Annotated in this window: 13 protein-coding genes and 1 pseudogene; 7 read left to right on the plus strand and 7 right to left on the minus strand. The window is 49.6% G+C overall.

The window, feature by feature from the left end; translation table 11 throughout:
• Positions 1-635, plus strand: a pseudogene (locus C9J03_RS11140) (hypothetical protein); the annotation flags it as partial.
• 208 nt (positions 636-843) lie between these two features.
• On the opposite strand, the gene C9J03_RS11145 reads toward C9J03_RS11140, so the two are convergent.
• From C9J03_RS11145 to C9J03_RS11155, 3 genes are all read right to left on the minus strand, one after another.
• Entirely contained in the window at positions 844-1,743 is a 900-nt protein-coding gene (locus C9J03_RS11145) for a LysO family transporter (protein ID WP_044623796.1), read from the minus strand.
• A gap of 198 nt (positions 1,744-1,941) precedes the next feature.
• Positions 1,942-2,865 carry an HDOD domain-containing protein gene (locus C9J03_RS11150; protein ID WP_044623795.1) on the minus strand — a complete coding sequence of 308 codons (924 nt, stop codon included), beginning with the start codon at positions 2,863-2,865 and terminating at the stop codon, positions 1,942-1,944.
• A 98-nt stretch (positions 2,866-2,963) separates the two neighbouring features.
• Positions 2,964-3,629: an LON peptidase substrate-binding domain-containing protein gene (locus tag C9J03_RS11155; RefSeq protein ID WP_231580680.1), complete on the minus strand. Its 666-nt coding sequence runs from the start codon at positions 3,627-3,629 to the stop codon at positions 2,964-2,966.
• A gap of 208 nt (positions 3,630-3,837) precedes the next feature.
• Here C9J03_RS11155 and C9J03_RS11160 point away from each other — a divergent pair, with 208 nt between their 5' ends.
• Entirely contained in the window at positions 3,838-4,425 is a 588-nt protein-coding gene (locus C9J03_RS11160) for a TfoX/Sxy family DNA transformation protein (RefSeq protein WP_044623794.1), read from the plus strand.
• Between the two features lie 143 nt (positions 4,426-4,568).
• Positions 4,569-5,471 (plus strand): DNA-binding transcriptional regulator DsdC, encoded by a 903-nt coding sequence (dsdC, locus tag C9J03_RS11165; RefSeq protein WP_039459021.1) that lies wholly within the window; start codon positions 4,569-4,571, stop codon positions 5,469-5,471.
• Between the two features lie 75 nt (positions 5,472-5,546).
• On the opposite strand, the gene C9J03_RS11170 is transcribed toward dsdC, so the two are convergent.
• The 4 genes from C9J03_RS11170 to C9J03_RS11185 all read right to left on the minus strand — a co-directional run bounded on the left by C9J03_RS11170 (position 5,547) and on the right by C9J03_RS11185 (position 9,915).
• A complete protein-coding gene (locus C9J03_RS11170; protein ID WP_039459018.1) occupies positions 5,547-6,095 on the minus strand; it encodes a hypothetical protein in 549 nt (182 codons plus the stop codon).
• A 241-nt stretch (positions 6,096-6,336) separates the two neighbouring features.
• Positions 6,337-7,326: a 2-hydroxyacid dehydrogenase gene (locus C9J03_RS11175; protein ID WP_044623793.1), complete on the minus strand. Its 990-nt coding sequence runs from the start codon at positions 7,324-7,326 to the stop codon at positions 6,337-6,339.
• Positions 7,327-7,459: 133 nt separating this feature from the next.
• Positions 7,460-7,966: a response regulator gene (locus C9J03_RS11180; protein ID WP_044623792.1), complete on the minus strand. Its 507-nt coding sequence runs from the start codon at positions 7,964-7,966 to the stop codon at positions 7,460-7,462.
• Positions 7,963-9,915, minus strand: coding sequence for an ATP-binding protein (locus C9J03_RS11185; RefSeq protein ID WP_044623791.1), 1,953 nt, complete (start codon positions 9,913-9,915; stop codon positions 7,963-7,965). The genes C9J03_RS11180 and C9J03_RS11185 overlap by 4 nt, the downstream gene beginning before the upstream one ends.
• A gap of 316 nt (positions 9,916-10,231) precedes the next feature.
• On the opposite strand from C9J03_RS11185, the gene C9J03_RS11190 reads away from it, so the two are divergent.
• From C9J03_RS11190 to C9J03_RS11205, 4 genes are all read left to right on the plus strand, one after another.
• Complete coding sequence (locus C9J03_RS11190; RefSeq protein ID WP_044623790.1) at positions 10,232-11,545, plus strand: DUF945 family protein; 1,314 nt, start codon at positions 10,232-10,234, stop codon at positions 11,543-11,545.
• A 277-nt stretch (positions 11,546-11,822) separates the two neighbouring features.
• Complete coding sequence (locus C9J03_RS11195; protein ID WP_044623789.1) at positions 11,823-12,239, plus strand: CBS domain-containing protein; 417 nt, start codon at positions 11,823-11,825, stop codon at positions 12,237-12,239.
• 159 nt (positions 12,240-12,398) lie between these two features.
• On the plus strand, positions 12,399-13,820 hold the full coding sequence (locus C9J03_RS11200; protein WP_162845557.1) for an MATE family efflux transporter: 1,422 nt from the start codon (positions 12,399-12,401) through the stop codon (positions 13,818-13,820).
• Between the two features lie 230 nt (positions 13,821-14,050).
• Positions 14,051-15,466 carry an SLC13 family permease gene (locus C9J03_RS11205; protein WP_044623788.1) on the plus strand — a complete coding sequence of 472 codons (1,416 nt, stop codon included), beginning with the start codon at positions 14,051-14,053 and terminating at the stop codon, positions 15,464-15,466.
• Positions 15,467-15,474 lie beyond the last annotated feature (8 nt).

The raw sequence follows: 15,474 nt of genomic DNA on the forward strand, positions 1-15,474 counted from the left end.
TTCTATGGTTCTATGGTTCTATGGTTCTATGGTTCTATGGTTCTATGGTTCTATGGTTCTATGGTTCTATGGTTCTATGGTTCTATGGTTCTATGGTTCTATGGTTCTATGGTTCTATGGTTCTATGGTTCTATGAGGCTATGGCTAGGTCAGATTCAACAAGGCTCAGGGGGGGGATGTTATTGAAGGTATTGGACTTAGTGTTCACTGCTTCTGGAATAGGAGTATTGCTATCAAGCATCGCGTTTATCCTGACGGTGATCTTTACCAAGCGGTTAAATCCAACAATCATGCTTGTGATGGTGCTGAACCTTGTTATTGCGTTGGCCTTGATGGTGAGCTTGCCTCAGCTCGGGCGAGCTGAGCTTCGAAGCCGGTTTGCTGATGGGATTGACAGTATTTCATCTGATGAAGCCTTCAACCGTAATTTAATGGCTGAAAGGCTAACTAATATCAAATATGTTATTGGGTCAAATTCACATCCGAAAGGGCGTTTCGATATAGTGGTCTACACCAAGAGAGAAGAGATTCTGCTTCAGCTTGCCAGGGATTCAGTAGAGCAAAGTACCTATTGGGTCTACTACCCAAAATACCGCTTTATCACCATCAATGAAGTCGGCAAGGTAAGGCTATAAACCCCAGAGCCTCAAGGAGCTTTCCGCTCCTATCTAGGGCCAAGCACCCAGAACCTAGGACCGTTTTTCTCGGAACTCGGTATCAACAAAAAAAGCGAGAGCCTCAGACTCTCGCTTTGCTTTTCTTACTCTTATCTAGGTTCCAGGAACTAGGATCTATTTGGCTCTTACCCTGCACCTAGGGCCTAGGCTCCTGCTCTTCCTGCTTTTACAGCGACAAAAAGAACAGCATCAACACCGGTACTAGCAAACTCAGGATAAAGCCGCTGACAATGGCGATGGGGACGCAGCGGATCCCACCGCAGTTCTGGATCACCGGCAGGGTAAAGTCCATCGCAGTGGCACCGGCATAGCCGATGGCAGTACTCGGGTAGCGACTGATCATCATTGGGATCAGGCTCAGGGCGACCAGTTCTCGCAACAACTCATTGAGAAAGGCGACACCGCCCATTACAGGGCCGAGGCTGTCACCAATCAGAATACCTGCCAGAGAGTACCAGCCAAAGCCTGAAGCCATTGCTAAGCCTTGGTTATAGGGTAGGTCGAGCAGCCAGGCAGCAATCAGGCCACCAGGCAAAGATGTTGCGATGATCGTCAAAGCAATGATGATGCCTTTTTTATTGAGCAGAATCTGCTTAAGCGTCATACCGCTGTTTCTGAGCTGGATCCCGATCAGAAATAGCAACAGCAGCAGAATGACTTCACTGGCCTGATCGACCCAGTCGAGATCAATACCCGTCACCAAGCCGACAATCAGCCCACCGGCCACGACAAAGATCAGCTTCATGGACTCCATGACCATATCACGTAGCGGGAGTGTCTGGTGACCATGCTCGGTTTCAGTTGGCATTAACTTATCTAGCAAGGGCAACGCAAGTAGGTTGCAGGCACTAATGATCAAAAAGAATACCAATGTATAAGTAATTATCTGGTTGAGGTTTTGTCCAATATTGTCCAAGCCAGCCAAGCTCAGCCCCATCAGGGTCAGGATCACCAAAACCAAACGGCTGGTTTGGGTATTGATAAAATCCAAAACCGAAGGCTTTTTGACGGTGATGAGGTAGCCGATAATCAGCGGCAGGAAGATATAAAGCATGCCAGAGAACATGGTGGTCCTTTTTAATGTCAGAGGGGCAACAGGCGGGATTATCCATAAACCCGCGTACAGTCAGTTAGTAGATAGCATGGTGATCAAGCTCACTATTTTCAGCAGCTTATCAGGTTGGCTGAGAATGGGTCAATATTCATTCTCAGCCAATTTATGCATTTATCATCACTGGCAGTGAAAGGCAGGAGTGTCGGTTGCTTACAGGCCGCTATTACTGATAACCGTTTTGAGGCGTTGGTTGAATTCCTGCGAGGGTAGGTTGGTCAGTTCATACATGACTTCAGCCCCGGCAAGATCAAGTTCGACATGGTGCTCGTCGATCGCATCGTCATTGCTTTTGAACATTAATAAATGATGGGCCATACGGGCGACGTCAAGATAGCCGGTGTCGTCATTGGAGGAGCGGCTGCGCAACAATTGGTTGGTTGCCACTTCGAGATAGTCATCGTCGAAGCCCCAGTGCTTGAGGATGACCTTGCTCGCCTCTTGACAACTGTGCTGGAAGACATATTTAGCGATATCAATGTCGAGATAGTTACCACTATCGAGGTAAGCCTGATATTCGTGGATTAGGCTAAACAGGCCAATGTCAGCAAACAGTCCAGCCAGTAGAGCTTTTTCCGGCTCGATTTTTTTGGGAAGCTCTTCGTGAGTGGCCAGGCCATGGCTGATCAGGGCCATGGTGGCCGCTAACTGCCGCGAGCGTATCGCACTTTGCTTGAGCAACTGATTACATTCCTGGCTGAAGTGGTAACGCAGTTTAAGCTCCTCGATAGCCTTGGCGGTAATGATATCCCTTACCCGAAAAATGCCCAGTCGGCTAACGGCTGTGTAGATATCATGACATACCACATTGCGCCGATTGAACATCATCGTGTTGGATATTTTCACGATGTAAGCAGTAATACCCGGATCATCGATTAGCAAGTCTGCAACACTGCGCACCGTGGTTTCGTCATCATTGCAAAGCTGTTGAAGTTTATTGAGAACAGACGGGATAGGGGGAAGGATAAGCCGGTCTTTTTGGACTGCCGATTTAACCAGAGAGCAAAATTCTGACTCCAATCCCTTGATTATCATGTCGTTTTCAGGTCTTAACCAAAAAAAAGATACGTGAGTCATTTTTATATTATGAAAAGTCTGGACTAGGCTATTCTATCGGGACTGACAAGGGATAGATAGATCCAACTTCATAATTTCGGTACTTATTGTCCAGGTGGTTAATTTTCAGGCGAATGGAATAACTTATGCAGGAAGCGAGTGGTTAATTTAGCTGTATCCTGTGCGATCAACAGTTGTTTGTAGTGAGCTTCCAGCGGCAAAACTTCAATCCACCTTTGGCAAACCCAGGACACATCACCCCACAAGGGGGCGGGGTATAAGGCACCAATTTCGGGCATTGTTTGGTAAAACAGTTTGAGTTTCTCTGCCAGTTCTTGGTCGGCCTGAGCGAGGGGAGCTGATTGCCAGTTAGGGTACAAGGTTGCATCACCTTGCATCAAACCGTCGTTGTCAACGCTGATTCCGCTCAGACGGATTTTTTGTGTCCCCTCTACCACAATGGATAGCAGCCCGGAGTCATTCTGATCAAAATTAATAACTTCACACAGGGTTGCGATAGCTGGGATCTGCTTGAGCTCGTTCAATTCCTCTGATTCATTAATCATGCACAAGGCGAATGGAGTGCCATTAGTCAGCGATTCTTTCAGCATCCGCAAATGACGCTTCTCTATCAGCGTAAAGGGCGCCCGTCCTCCTGGTAAAAGGTGGGTACTTGATGGATAGAGGGCGATCTTATTCATGCTATGGCCTAAAAGAATACCCGTTGTGTAAAAGTTAGTGATAAGAATAAAGATAGTGGTTACTGCATATTTTGGGAGATCCATCGGGTTTTACCATCATACAAATGTGGTCGAAATTGCCACAATTCGCTTAATTTTCATCTCGTAATATGTCTAAATTCTCACTTTTAAATGTTCGCTGTTTCATATGTGGCGATTATTTTCTGGCTGTGTCAAAGTCATTTCTATGATGCTGTCAGGCTTGATGACGGCAAAAAATATAAGCCATTAACCATTTAATGGGAGAATAATTGTGCTAGGTTTCAGGGACGAGATATTTAATTATTTACGCGAATTTGGTGAGTTTGAAAAACGCTCAATGTTTGGCGGTACAGGTATTTTCATCGACAGTGCCATGTATGCCATCATCACCGATGGAGCGTTATTCCTTCGAGGCGGTGGTGAGCTAGACCAACAGTTGACTTCGCTGGGCTGTGAGAGGTTTAGGCATATCAAACGCAGTACCACGGCCGTCGTGAATTATTATGATGTTTCTCGAGTCTATCAGCAGAATTTGGCGCTTTGCTCAAGGCTGGTTAAACAGTCTATTGCTATTTCTACCTCTGAGAAAAACTATAAAATGTCAGGAAAAAGCAAAAGGATCAGGGATTTGCCAAACATGCGCCTGACGTTGGAGAGAATGGTGAAAAAAGCGGGCGTGCCGGATGTCACCAGTTTCGTCTCTCTCGGCGCGGTGGAGGTTTTTCGCAAAGTGCGTCATAGCCAAGGCAAAGATCTAGACGTGAAGTTGCTATGGATGTTTGCCGGGGCGATTGACGGTTGCCATTGGACATTATTAAAAGATGATCAAAAACAGCGCTTATTACGTGATGTGGAATAAGTGAACCACATTATTTCATTGCTAACAAAAAGCCACTTTTTCGAAGTGGCTTTTTTATTTTCTCCTTCCGGGAAAACGTTGGGGGGAATCTGATCGTTTTTGGGTATATCATGTGATGATAATCCCATGCCGTTCAAAGATATATGCGACTACCACGTTTGACGGGGCCTGTACTTTCAGGGCTCCATTGCTTCCTTATTGCTGCCGATCAAATGAGCTTTACTCGGGCGGCTGAGATTTTATGCCTGACCCAGAGTGCAGTAAGCCACAAAATCAAAAACCTGGAAGATTCCTTGGGGGTAAAGCTGTTCATCCGCCAGCCGAGAAAGCTGACCCTGACCGACGAAGGCAAGCGACTTAAAGAAGTTTTGGCGCTTAATTTTGGTGATATTGCCAATGAGTTGAGAGACCTGAGAACGCTTGAGTTAAGTGGTGATCTCAATGTGTCGGTGCCGCCAACATTTGCTCAGCGTTGGCTGCTGCCAAGACTCAATAGCTTTTTGGAAAAATACCCGGCATTGCGTTTTCACTTGCGTACCCGCAATGAGCTGGTGGATTTCCACACCGAATCCTTTGATTGCGCGATATATTTTGGCAATGGTAAATACACAGGCTTACATGTCGTCAAGCTGATGGATGAAAGCATGGTTCCGGTCTGCAGCCATGAGTATGCTGAGCAACATGATTTATACGGTAACCCTGCCAAGTTGTCATCCTGCATGCTACTGCACGATGCCGCGCCGTGGGCCAGAGCGGGGAAAAACGATGAATGGCAATATTGGGCCCAGCAAAATGGTGTTGTCCTGCCGGCAGCCGGTTGTACGTTTGACCGAGCTGATTTAGCATTGCAGGCGGCAGAGCGGGGGATTGGCGTGGCGATTGGACGGGCGTCGTTTATTGCCGAGCAGCTCCAGTCAGGGCGCTTGGTGACCCCCTTTACCTTGTCGGTTCCATCCCCCCAACATTATTTTTTGGTATGTCGCAAGGAAATGGCAAGCTCACCCAGGGTGAAGGCATTTATTGATTGGCTTGGAGAAGTGCAATAGCAATCCGGGGTGAAAGTTAAAGGCCAAATAGCAAAACGCCCTGCAGCGGCAGGGCGTTTAGGGGGCATGTGCCGATCAGAATTTGAATCGAGTCGACAGCATGACCTGATCACCATATAGCTCGTTGAAACGACCGGTTACGCCGACAGAGAATAGCTCTGTGGCATGGAAGCGGCCGTAGACACTACCAATCACTTCTTCGTAATCATCAATGTTCAGGTGACCGATGGTACCGCCAACTTCTAGCTGTGGACCTAGCCACTGGCGTACACCCAAGTTGACTTCAACACCAAATTTACCGCTGGAGCTTTTCAGTGCTCCTTTGTTTTTAGCACTGCGGGCTTTGATCTCACCCGTAATGTCGGCCCAGTTGTTGACTGGTGCGTGGAAACCTACCCCTAGTGCCGCATCCCAGTCACTGTCGAATTCGGTATCGACGCTACCAGTAATGTGGGCATTCGGGTGAATAGACGTACTGAAACCAGCACCGTAAGTCAGCGGGCTAATACCAATACGAGCCTCAGCATAGTCGTAGCTGAAATTGCTCATTGTCGGCTGGGCATTTGCCTGAGCCGCTGAAACAGATGCCAGGACAAGACCTGAAGCAATGAGGATTTTACGCATGACAAATTTGTCCAATGGGCTAAACATAATTGGATTATTTTAATGGACAATAGCCAGTGTTCATAGCAGTTTTAAAGAATTTTGCTGTCTTGTTTCTAAGGAAATAGGCATATAAGTGGACATAATTGGTAAAATTTTATGATCGTATGCTCCAACGCCCTCAAACCGTCATGGGCACGGTCTCCCTTGCCCATGGTGCGGTGTCGTTGAATGTAAGCAATTGTCTTTGTAATAAAAGAGTTTAGATCAATTCATTTCCCGACCGATGTTGCTGCTCGAACTGCTTAATATTGTTCAAGGTGGTATCGGCAATATTGCCAAGGGCTTCCTCAGTAAGGAAAGCCTGGTGGCCGGTAAAGAGTACGTTGTGGCAAGCTGACAAACGACGGAAGACATCGTCTTTAATCACATCGTTGGATTTGTCCTCGAAGAACAGATCTTTTTCATTTTCGTAGACATCAATCCCCAGGGAGCCGATTTTGCTATTTTTCAATGCCTCGATGGCATCTTTCGAGTTGAGCAGCTCGCCACGGCTGGTATTGATGATCATCACCCCATCGCGCATTTTGCCAAACGCCTCGGCATTGAGCATGTGGTAGTTTTCATCAGTCATCGGGCAATGCAGAGTGATGACATCGGCCTGGCGGTAGATTTCATCCAGATTGGTGTATTCGACACCCAGCTCAATCGCCACGGGGTTATGGTATGGGTCGTAGGCGAGAATATTCATGCCTAGCCCCTTGAGGATACGGATTGTTGCGATGCCGATTTTCCCCGTGCCTATCACCCCGACAGTTTTACCGTGGAAGTTGAAGCCCGTGAGGCCCTCCAGTGAAAAGTTGGCATCCCGGGTACGCTGGTAGGCACGGTGGATACGGCGGTTGAGGCTGAGCATGAGGCCAAGGGTATGCTCGGCAATGGCTTCAGGGGAGTAAGCGGGAACACGGACGACTTGAATGCCGAGTGATTTTGCTGCTTCAAGATCGACCTTGTCGTAACCGGCGCAGCGCATGGCGATGAGCTTCACCTGGTTTGCTGCCAGCGCTTCGAGCACTGGTCGGCTCAAGTCGTCGTTGACGAAAGCACATACGGCGTCGTAGCCCTGAACGATTTTGACGGTTTGAGGCGTTAGACGGAAATCATAGAAGTCGAGATGATGGTTATAGTGTTGATTTATCAGCTCGAAGGAGTTCTGGTCATATTTTTTGGTGCTGAAGACTGCAACTTTCATGGATCACCTTTTCGGGGGAAACTCTACCTCGGCGTTTGCCTTGGATTAGTGTAATTGGTCTTGTGGCTTTGTGACCAAGATAACACTTTCGCCCTGTCCCGAAAAGGTTTGTATGACAATTGAGGTTGTAGGGTTATATGTCTGATAGCGATAACCGACGGTGGCTCAGCGCTTCCATGATCCGGTTGGTGTCGAGGATCTGCATCCATGCCATCAGCTCGGCCTCAGATTCGTTGTCGATCACGAAGGTGGTCAGCTGGTCGATCACGATCTGTTTGAGCTGGTCTCCGTTCCATGGCTTGGCGATGTAATAATCCAGGCTGGCATTGTTTACAGCCTGAACAGTTTCCTCGAGGCCGGCCTGACCAGTAAGCAATACTTTGCGAGCGTTGCTGGATTCTTCCTGGTGCTTGAGCTCGATCAGGAAATCGATGCCGGTTTCGCCGGGCATGATGTGATCACACAGGATTAGTGCCAGCGGCATGTGGTCAGCAACAGCATCAGCGAGCACTTCTTTGGCTTCATCAACCGACTCAGCGGCTTCGATAACAAAATATTCTTCCAGCGCACGTAGATCATTAAGCACGCTATCGAGCACTTCCCGCTCATCATCAACGCAAAGGATCAGGTACTTGTTCATAGGCTCTCCTTAGCTGCCTCATCCAAAGGCAACGTGACTATCATTCTGGTAAACAATCCAGGTTCGGATTCGACCCTGATACTGCCATTGTGTTGGTGGATGATCTGCTGGCAGACAGACAATCCAATGCCAAGGCCGAAGTTTCCTTCTCGCTTGGTGGTAAAATTTAGTTCAAAGACTTTTTCCTGCTGCTCTGGCGGAATTCCCTTGCCGTTGTCCTCGACAATAACTTCAATAGCTTGCTGGCCGGCCTGCTCCATGGTTACCTGCCGGGTGATGACTTTGATTTCTCCGGGCTCGTCGATGGCGTCGAGGGCATTGGAAATCAGGTTGGTCCACACTTGCTGCAGGGCGATAGGCTGGCACTGTATTGGCGGTAGCGGGCTGTATTCTTTGATAACGTGGTGTCGCTTGAGCTTGTTATCGAAGATCACCAGCGTATCTTCCAATCCTTCATGGATATCGACAAAGTGTATCGACTCATCATCTTGCCGGGCATAACTTTTCAGGCTTTTGACCAGATCCGCTATTCGCTGGGCACAGACATTGATTGAGCGCAGGAAGTTACCCATCTGGTAGTAATTCTCCCATTCGGCCAACACCTGCGGCAGGTTGTTCTTTTGCGGGAGCAACCATTCCTGAAGGTGGCTATCGTCATCTATCCCCATCTGAACGACTTTGCGGGCTAACTGCCTGTCGCCGAGTGAACCGGTGAGCCGCTTGGCCCGCTGGCGGGCCACCGACGTGGACAATGGTCGTGACCGCATCGCCTGATGCATAATGTCATTGCCGCGGTCTTGGTTTTCATGGCTCAACGCGGTTTTGGTAATATAGCCAATGGTCTGCTGGAGGGTATCACTGCCCCTGAGGATCGCCGATACCGGGTTGTTGAGCTCATGGGCCACGCCTGCCACCAACTGGCCCAACATCGCCATCTTCTCCTTTTCGACCAGCTGATGGTAAGCCTCATCGAGTGACTTCAAGGTCTGCTGCAGTCGCATTTCGGTTTGGATACTTCCTTTGAGGCGGCGGTTGAAGTTACGCAGCAGGAGGTTGGTGAAAAGAGGCAGCAGCTCGCTGCGGGAGTTCATCACCTTGTTGAACAGCGCCCGGTCGAGCTTGATCACGTCGGTAGCGCACAAGGTCACACCGGTAGAGAAGGAGCTTTCGCCGGAAATAAATGACATACCGCCAACGAGATGGCCGGGGCCGGCCCTGACGACCTCATGACGACAGCCATGTTCATCTTTTTTGTACAGGGCAACCTCGCCGCTGGTGATGAACCAGAGGAAGTTATTCGGCTCGCCCTCCTGGGTTAGGATATGGTCGGCACTGTAGCTGCGGCAGGCGCGGGTTTCGTCTTTGCTGGCGAAAAAATCGTGCAGGGCATCAATCACCTGTTTGGCCAGGCTGGTGTCGTCAAGGCTATGGCTATGCTGGATAAACCCCGACCGGAAGCGTGACATTTGGCGTTCGATATGGGCATTGAGGATCCGGCGGTGATCAAGCAATTGGCTGTACTTGAGCCAGTCTTCATCGGGATGTTTCAAGACAAATTGCGTCAGCTCCTTGAGCATCACTTGCTTGAGTTCTTGCGAATTCCAGGGTTTGGTGAGGCAATAGTGCAGGCGGCCCTCGTTCACTGCCTGCATGATGGCATCAAGCTGTGGCATGTCATTGAGCAGCACCGAGCGTGCCTGTTTGCTGGCAGGGTACTGATCGAGAGAGACCAGAAAATTGACCCCCTTGTCCTCGCCCAGCTCATTGTCACAGATCACCATGGCGACTCGCTGGTTGTTAGTCGCAATATCATCAAGGATCTCATTGGCTTCTGTAATGCTATAGGCATTGTAGATGTCAAAAAGAGAGGCAAAATCTGCCAAATCTCGATTGAGCTTTTCAACTACAAGGGGATCGTCATCCAGACAGACAATCGCAAAATTATTCACCGTTACACCCTTCTTGCTCAGATAGCCTGACCCCAAGTACGTGCAGGCGACGGGGTCAGTAAAACACGTCAAAATATTGCTATATGGCTGTTATGTTTAGATACTTTATAAATAAGTGTATAAGAGTTCGTCATTATGGACTGAGAGCCACCTTGCAATCGCGTGAGAATATTATTACCGGATGTTCAAGGTGTGACTGTGAGCGGATTTGCGGGAGCAACAAGTAAAATATCCTAGAAAATCAATGCATAAATTTATTGTTCAGCAAGCTATGATAGACTGAGTCTTTCATCTTCAGATCTGGGACCTAAAAATAATGCTAGGAAAAGTTGGTGCCGTTGGTGGTGCAGTGGCTGTGGCACTGTGTTGGCCGTTTGCCACGGGGCAAATTGGCGAGCGTATTTATCTCGATACGTTTGGGCAGTATGAAAATCCGTATCTTGCCGTGTCCAATGACACCTATCAGCGGGGATACCTCAAGTCTGAGGCGGTATCAAAAATCGAGCTAAAGGATGAGCTGAAATTTCTATTTGAAGATGAAGGTCTGCCGACTGTTTGGTTTGTCAAACACCACGTAAGCCATGGCTTTATGGGAGTCTCCTCGACCAGCGAGCTGGTGGTGGACGATGCGCTTAAGCCGATGACAGAGGCGTTGTGGGGAGAAGGGATCTCACCGATCACCTTCACCACCAACACCGCGCTGACGCGCAAGACGGATTTTACCTTCCAGATTAATCCGATCAGCGAGAAAGAAGTCAATGGCACGAGTGTTGCGTTGGCTTCATTTGTCATGCAGGGTACGGTGAACGCCAAGGGGGCTGGCGAGTTTCATTACCAGCTTCCTTCTGCCAGCCTGGCAACAGTCGCCCGCGAAGAGATGGTGTTAAAAGGGTTGAAAGGCGGCGGAAAGGGCTACTTGGACGGCCAGTTCTGGATTGGTGATCAGGCTCTGACACTGGATGAGGTGCGGTTTGTCGACTTGAACTCAGAGCAGAGCCTGGACGTGGCCCAACTGGCGATAGGGATGGAAAATGTGCTTATCCAGCCTGATGCGGTAGAGGGGCAGGAGAAGCCTGAGGTACAGCTATCGAATTCCAACCATATCAAGGTTGGCAAAGTTGTGATGCTAGACGGCAGCGAATACCGTAACTTCAATTTTCAAATGGCCTTCTCTGAGCTGGATTATCCATCCTTGAGCCGTTTGGGGGATATGACGGATGACTTGGACGAGCCACTCACCGAACAACAGGCGATGGAAGTCTCTGCAGCACTGGATACGCTGGTAGCCAAGGGCCTGACATTTTCTATTAACGATTTGAGCGTATTAGCTCCGGAAGGACAGGTCACCAGCCGCCTGAACATGACTGTCGCTCCTGGGATCAGCAATATTTCCCAGAATATTGGCCAGATTGCGGAGAAGCTTGGGGGAGATCTTCACCTTAGCTTGCCGGTGGATCTGGTCGAAGCGGATCCGCTGCTTAATGAGCGTGTCGATATGTTGGAGCAGAGTGCGATTGTCGAGCGCAATGCCACCCACTACCTGCTAAATATGCAGATCGAGGGTGACAAGGTGGTCCTATCAAACGGGGATCAACTGCCATTTGCGATGTTGTTTATGCTTTTCATGTAACTTGCTGTTGCGTGTGCTAGTTCGAAAACCGCCGTTATCAACGGCGGTTTTTTTGTTTCAAATCTTCCTCAATCCTGTGCGGGTAAGCGGGTTAACGCCAAGATAGGCCATGCCTATTGATAAAATTGCTCATTTCAATTTAGTAATTTCAAGGAAATAGACGACACTTATATCAAAAGGAGGTGAGCCCGGAGTGGGACCACCAATTTGAAAAATTACGGTCTGGGCAGTTAGCTACGAGGCGAATTGCCCCAGCAAACATGAATTAGGGGGATGTATGGAGTCGTTGAAGGTGAAGGATTATATGAATGTACGTCCGGTGACATTCGAACCCAAAATGTCTCTTTCTAAGGCACTGGACAAACTGCTATCGTCAAAACAAATTGGTGGTCCGGTTGTTAATGAGACCCATCATGTCGTGGGCTTCCTTTCCGAGCAGGATATGATCCACAAGCTACTCAAGGTAGGGTATTACTGCCAGGACACGCACACGGTTGAAGAATGCATGCGGCCAGATGTGCTGACCGTGTCGCCTGAGGATTCAATTATCGAATTGGCCGACATCATGGCCGGGCAGAAGCCGAAAATCTATCCGGTTGTCGACAATGGCCGTCTGGTTGGGGTGATCACAAGGCGCGATGTGCTGACAGCCATAAGTAACCAAATCGTAGATTGTTTCAAGCATCCGGTTTAGTCGATGAAGCTGTAAAGAACATAGAAAGGCGCTTCGAGCGCCTTTTTCGTATCTCCCTCACAAGGAATGTTTGTGCCTAGACAAAGCCAATCCCATCAAGAAGCGAACATATCACGACAAATACCCAAAAAAGAGGCCAAGTTTGTCACCGGATCACCAATGAAGCATATTGTGGTGATGTCTAGTACCGGTGCCGTTGGCCTGATGGCCCTGTTTCTGGTGGATCTGCTCGATATGTTTTTCATCAGCTTGCTGGGAGAAGTCGAATTAGCTGCGGCGATTGGTTTTGCTGGGACACTGGTGTTTTTTACGACTTCCGCATCTATCGGTACGTCTATTGCTATGGGGGCGCTGGTGTCGCGTTCGCTGGGGGCCAACCAGCCTGAGCAGGCTCGGGTGATGACAATAAACATCATGATTTTTGCCGTTATTTTCAGCGCGGTGCTGGTGTTCTTTATGCTTAGCAACCTGCAAGCGCTGTTGGCAATGATAGGAGCCAAGGGGAAGGTTGCCGAGGCGGCGACTGATTATCTTACGATACTGATGCCCAGTGCGCCGGTGGTAGCGGTGTCGATGGCCGCTGGTGCGGCACTCAGAGGAGTCGGGGATGCCCGGCGTTCGATGTATGCCACGATCATCGGGGGAGGGGTCAATGCGGTGTTTGATCCCCTGCTCATCTTTGGCTTCTCAATGGGCGTTGAAGGGGCTGCTGCGGCCTCTGTGTTAGCGCGGGTGGCTGTGATGATATTCTCGATCCATGCTGTGATTATCCACCATGATTTGCTTGCCCGCCCGCGGCTCGGCGCTTTTTTTTCTTCGGTACTCCCGGTCTCAGCGATTGCCTTTCCGGCAATCCTAACCAATACCGCCACACCGATCGGCAACGCTATCGTTACCAGCAATATCGCCCAGTTTGGTGAGAGTTTTGTTGCGGGCTATGCGGTAATTGGCCGGATTATGCCGGTTTGCTTTGCTCTGGTTTTTTCGTTATCCGGGGCTATCGGCCCTATCATCGGGCAAAACTTTGGCGCCGGCCGCTGGGATCGCATCCTGCGCTCGCTGTCCGATGCGCTTAAGTTCGTGACGGGATATTGTGTCGCGGTCTCTATCCTGCTTTGGCTGGTGCAGGATTGGTTGGTTGCTATCTTCAGTCTGGAAGCGGAAGCTGCAAGTCTGATCTCGGTATTTTGTACCTACATCGCCATTACGTTTATCTTCAATGGTGCGATGTTCGTCGCCAATGCCGCTTTTAACAACCTCAATCGCCCGACCTGGTCGACCATGCTCAATATGGGCAAGGCGACCTTGGGGACGATTCCGTTTGTCTGGATCGGGGGGAACCTTGGCGGGGCGGCTGGGGTGCTGATTGGACAGGCGGCAGGTACGATTGTATTTGGGATCGTCAGCGGCCTGCTGGTGGTCAGCCAGGTCCGAAAAATGGCTATCGAACATGAGCAGCAGGAGGCAGAGCCGGAAATACTAGAGCCGAGTGTGCCACTGACCCCGTTCTGTTCGTCACGGACCTATATGGGACATGAAGATGTCATAGAGGAGAGCTTGGCGAGCGATACCAAGGCCTGAGTTTGGTTTTTCAGTAAGTCAATTGTTAAAAAGAGTTATATTTCACTGGTTTATTGATCTGTTCCGGTGAAATTTCCTACCCATAGACGCACAATCACTTTATCTGGATTTTTACCGGTAGACAGAATCGCTGCCGGTGCTGCTGTTGCTGCGGGCTTTTTATTGATGAAAAGTGGTTTCTGGCAGTGACAGGCACACAAGATTTTGTGTTTTAAGGGAATAATGTAAACATGCGTCAATATCTAAGGGTGATCATACCCGTTCTCATTCCACTCATCATTCTGATGCTGCCGGCATCAGCGTTTCCTGTCGAAGGACTAACCGTTGTACAGCAGCGTGTTATTGCGATCTTCTTGCTAGCAGCCTTATGCTGGGTGCTGGAGCCGATCCCGATTTATGCCACCTCGGTGGTGATAATTGTGCTGGAGCTTATGTTGCTCTCCGACAAAGGGCTGTATTTGTTCCGGGGCGCTGAAGGACAGCCGCATTTTGGTGAGCTACTGAACTACAGTGATATTATGGCAACCTTTGCCAGCCCGATCATTATGCTGTTCCTCGGTGGTTTCTTCCTAGCCATGGCTGCCACCAAATACCGCCTCGATGTCAACTTGGCCCGGGTGTTGCTAAGGCCTTTCGGTACCCAGCCTAAGTACGTCATGTTTGGCCTGATGCTGATCACTGCCATTTTCTCCATGTTTATGTCGAATACGGCGACCACGGCCATGATGCTGTCGATTCTGGCCCCAGTGATAGCCCTGTTTGGCGCCAAGGACCCGGGCAAAATCGCCTTTGCTCTGTGTATCCCGGTAGCTGCCAACATCGGTGGTATCGGTACTCCAATCGGTACCCCGCCCAATGCGATTGCCTTGAAGTACCTGACTGGCGACAACATGATCACCTTCGGTGAGTGGATGTTCTTCGGTGTGCCGTTTGTTGCGGTGATGCTGGTTTTTGCCTGGGTGCTGATCAATGCGCTTTACCCGGCCAAACAGGAAAAAATCGAGCTGACCATCAAAGGGAAGTTCTTGATGACACCGAAGGCGATCACAGTTTACGTGACTTTCGCCCTGACGATCATTTTATGGTTGATGGGATCGGCCCACGGCATGAACTCATATACCGTTGCCCTGATCCCGGTGGCGGTGTTCTCGCTAACCGGTATTATCAACAAGGAAGATCTTAAAAAGATCTCGTGGGATGTGCTGTGGCTGGTCTCGGGGGGGATTGCCCTCGGCTTGGCGCTGGATCAGACCGGACTGGCCAGACTGATGGTGCACAGCATCCCGTTCGATAGTTTCTCGCCATACATCGTCCTTGGTGGCTCGGCGCTGCTGTGTCTGGTCATGGCTAACTTCATGTCGCACACCGCAACGGCCAACTTGCTGATGCCGATCATGGCGGCATTGGGTACCTCCATGGTCTCGCTGGTTCCGCTTGGCGGTGAGATCACCCTGATTTTGGTGGTCACTTTCGCAGCCTCGCTGGGGATGTCCTTGCCAATCAGTACCCCGCCGAATGCCCTGGCGCATGCCACTGGTCATGTCCAGAGTAACCAGATGGCCCGTGTAGGGGTGATCATCGGGGTTGTCGGTGTGGTGCTGAGCTTTGCCATGATTTGGCTTCTTCACCTGATTGACCATATCTAAGAGAGTCG

It is taken from the genome of Photobacterium gaetbulicola, assembly GCF_003025515.1.
Lineage (GTDB): Bacteria > Pseudomonadota > Gammaproteobacteria > Enterobacterales > Vibrionaceae > Photobacterium > Photobacterium gaetbulicola.

Excerpts from the sequence above, each read along its gene's own strand:
- C9J03_RS11145 (WP_044623796.1), bottom strand. The coding sequence starts at position 1,743 with ATGTTCTCTGGCATGCTTTATATCTTCCTGCCGCTGATTATCGGCTAC.
- C9J03_RS11150 (WP_044623795.1), bottom strand. The coding sequence starts at position 2,865 with ATGACTCACGTATCTTTTTTTTGGTTAAGACCTGAAAACGACATGATA.
- C9J03_RS11155 (WP_231580680.1), bottom strand. The coding sequence starts at position 3,629 with ATGGATCTCCCAAAATATGCAGTAACCACTATCTTTATTCTTATCACT.
- dsdC (WP_039459021.1), top strand. The coding sequence starts at position 4,569 with ATGCGACTACCACGTTTGACGGGGCCTGTACTTTCAGGGCTCCATTGC.
- C9J03_RS11170 (WP_039459018.1), bottom strand. The coding sequence starts at position 6,095 with ATGCGTAAAATCCTCATTGCTTCAGGTCTTGTCCTGGCATCTGTTTCA.
- C9J03_RS11175 (WP_044623793.1), bottom strand. The coding sequence starts at position 7,326 with ATGAAAGTTGCAGTCTTCAGCACCAAAAAATATGACCAGAACTCCTTC.
- C9J03_RS11180 (WP_044623792.1), bottom strand. The coding sequence starts at position 7,966 with ATGAACAAGTACCTGATCCTTTGCGTTGATGATGAGCGGGAAGTGCTC.
- C9J03_RS11190 (WP_044623790.1), top strand. The coding sequence starts at position 10,232 with ATGCTAGGAAAAGTTGGTGCCGTTGGTGGTGCAGTGGCTGTGGCACTG.
- C9J03_RS11195 (WP_044623789.1), top strand. The coding sequence starts at position 11,823 with ATGGAGTCGTTGAAGGTGAAGGATTATATGAATGTACGTCCGGTGACA.
- C9J03_RS11200 (WP_162845557.1), top strand. The coding sequence starts at position 12,399 with ATGAAGCATATTGTGGTGATGTCTAGTACCGGTGCCGTTGGCCTGATG.
- C9J03_RS11205 (WP_044623788.1), top strand. The coding sequence starts at position 14,051 with ATGCGTCAATATCTAAGGGTGATCATACCCGTTCTCATTCCACTCATC.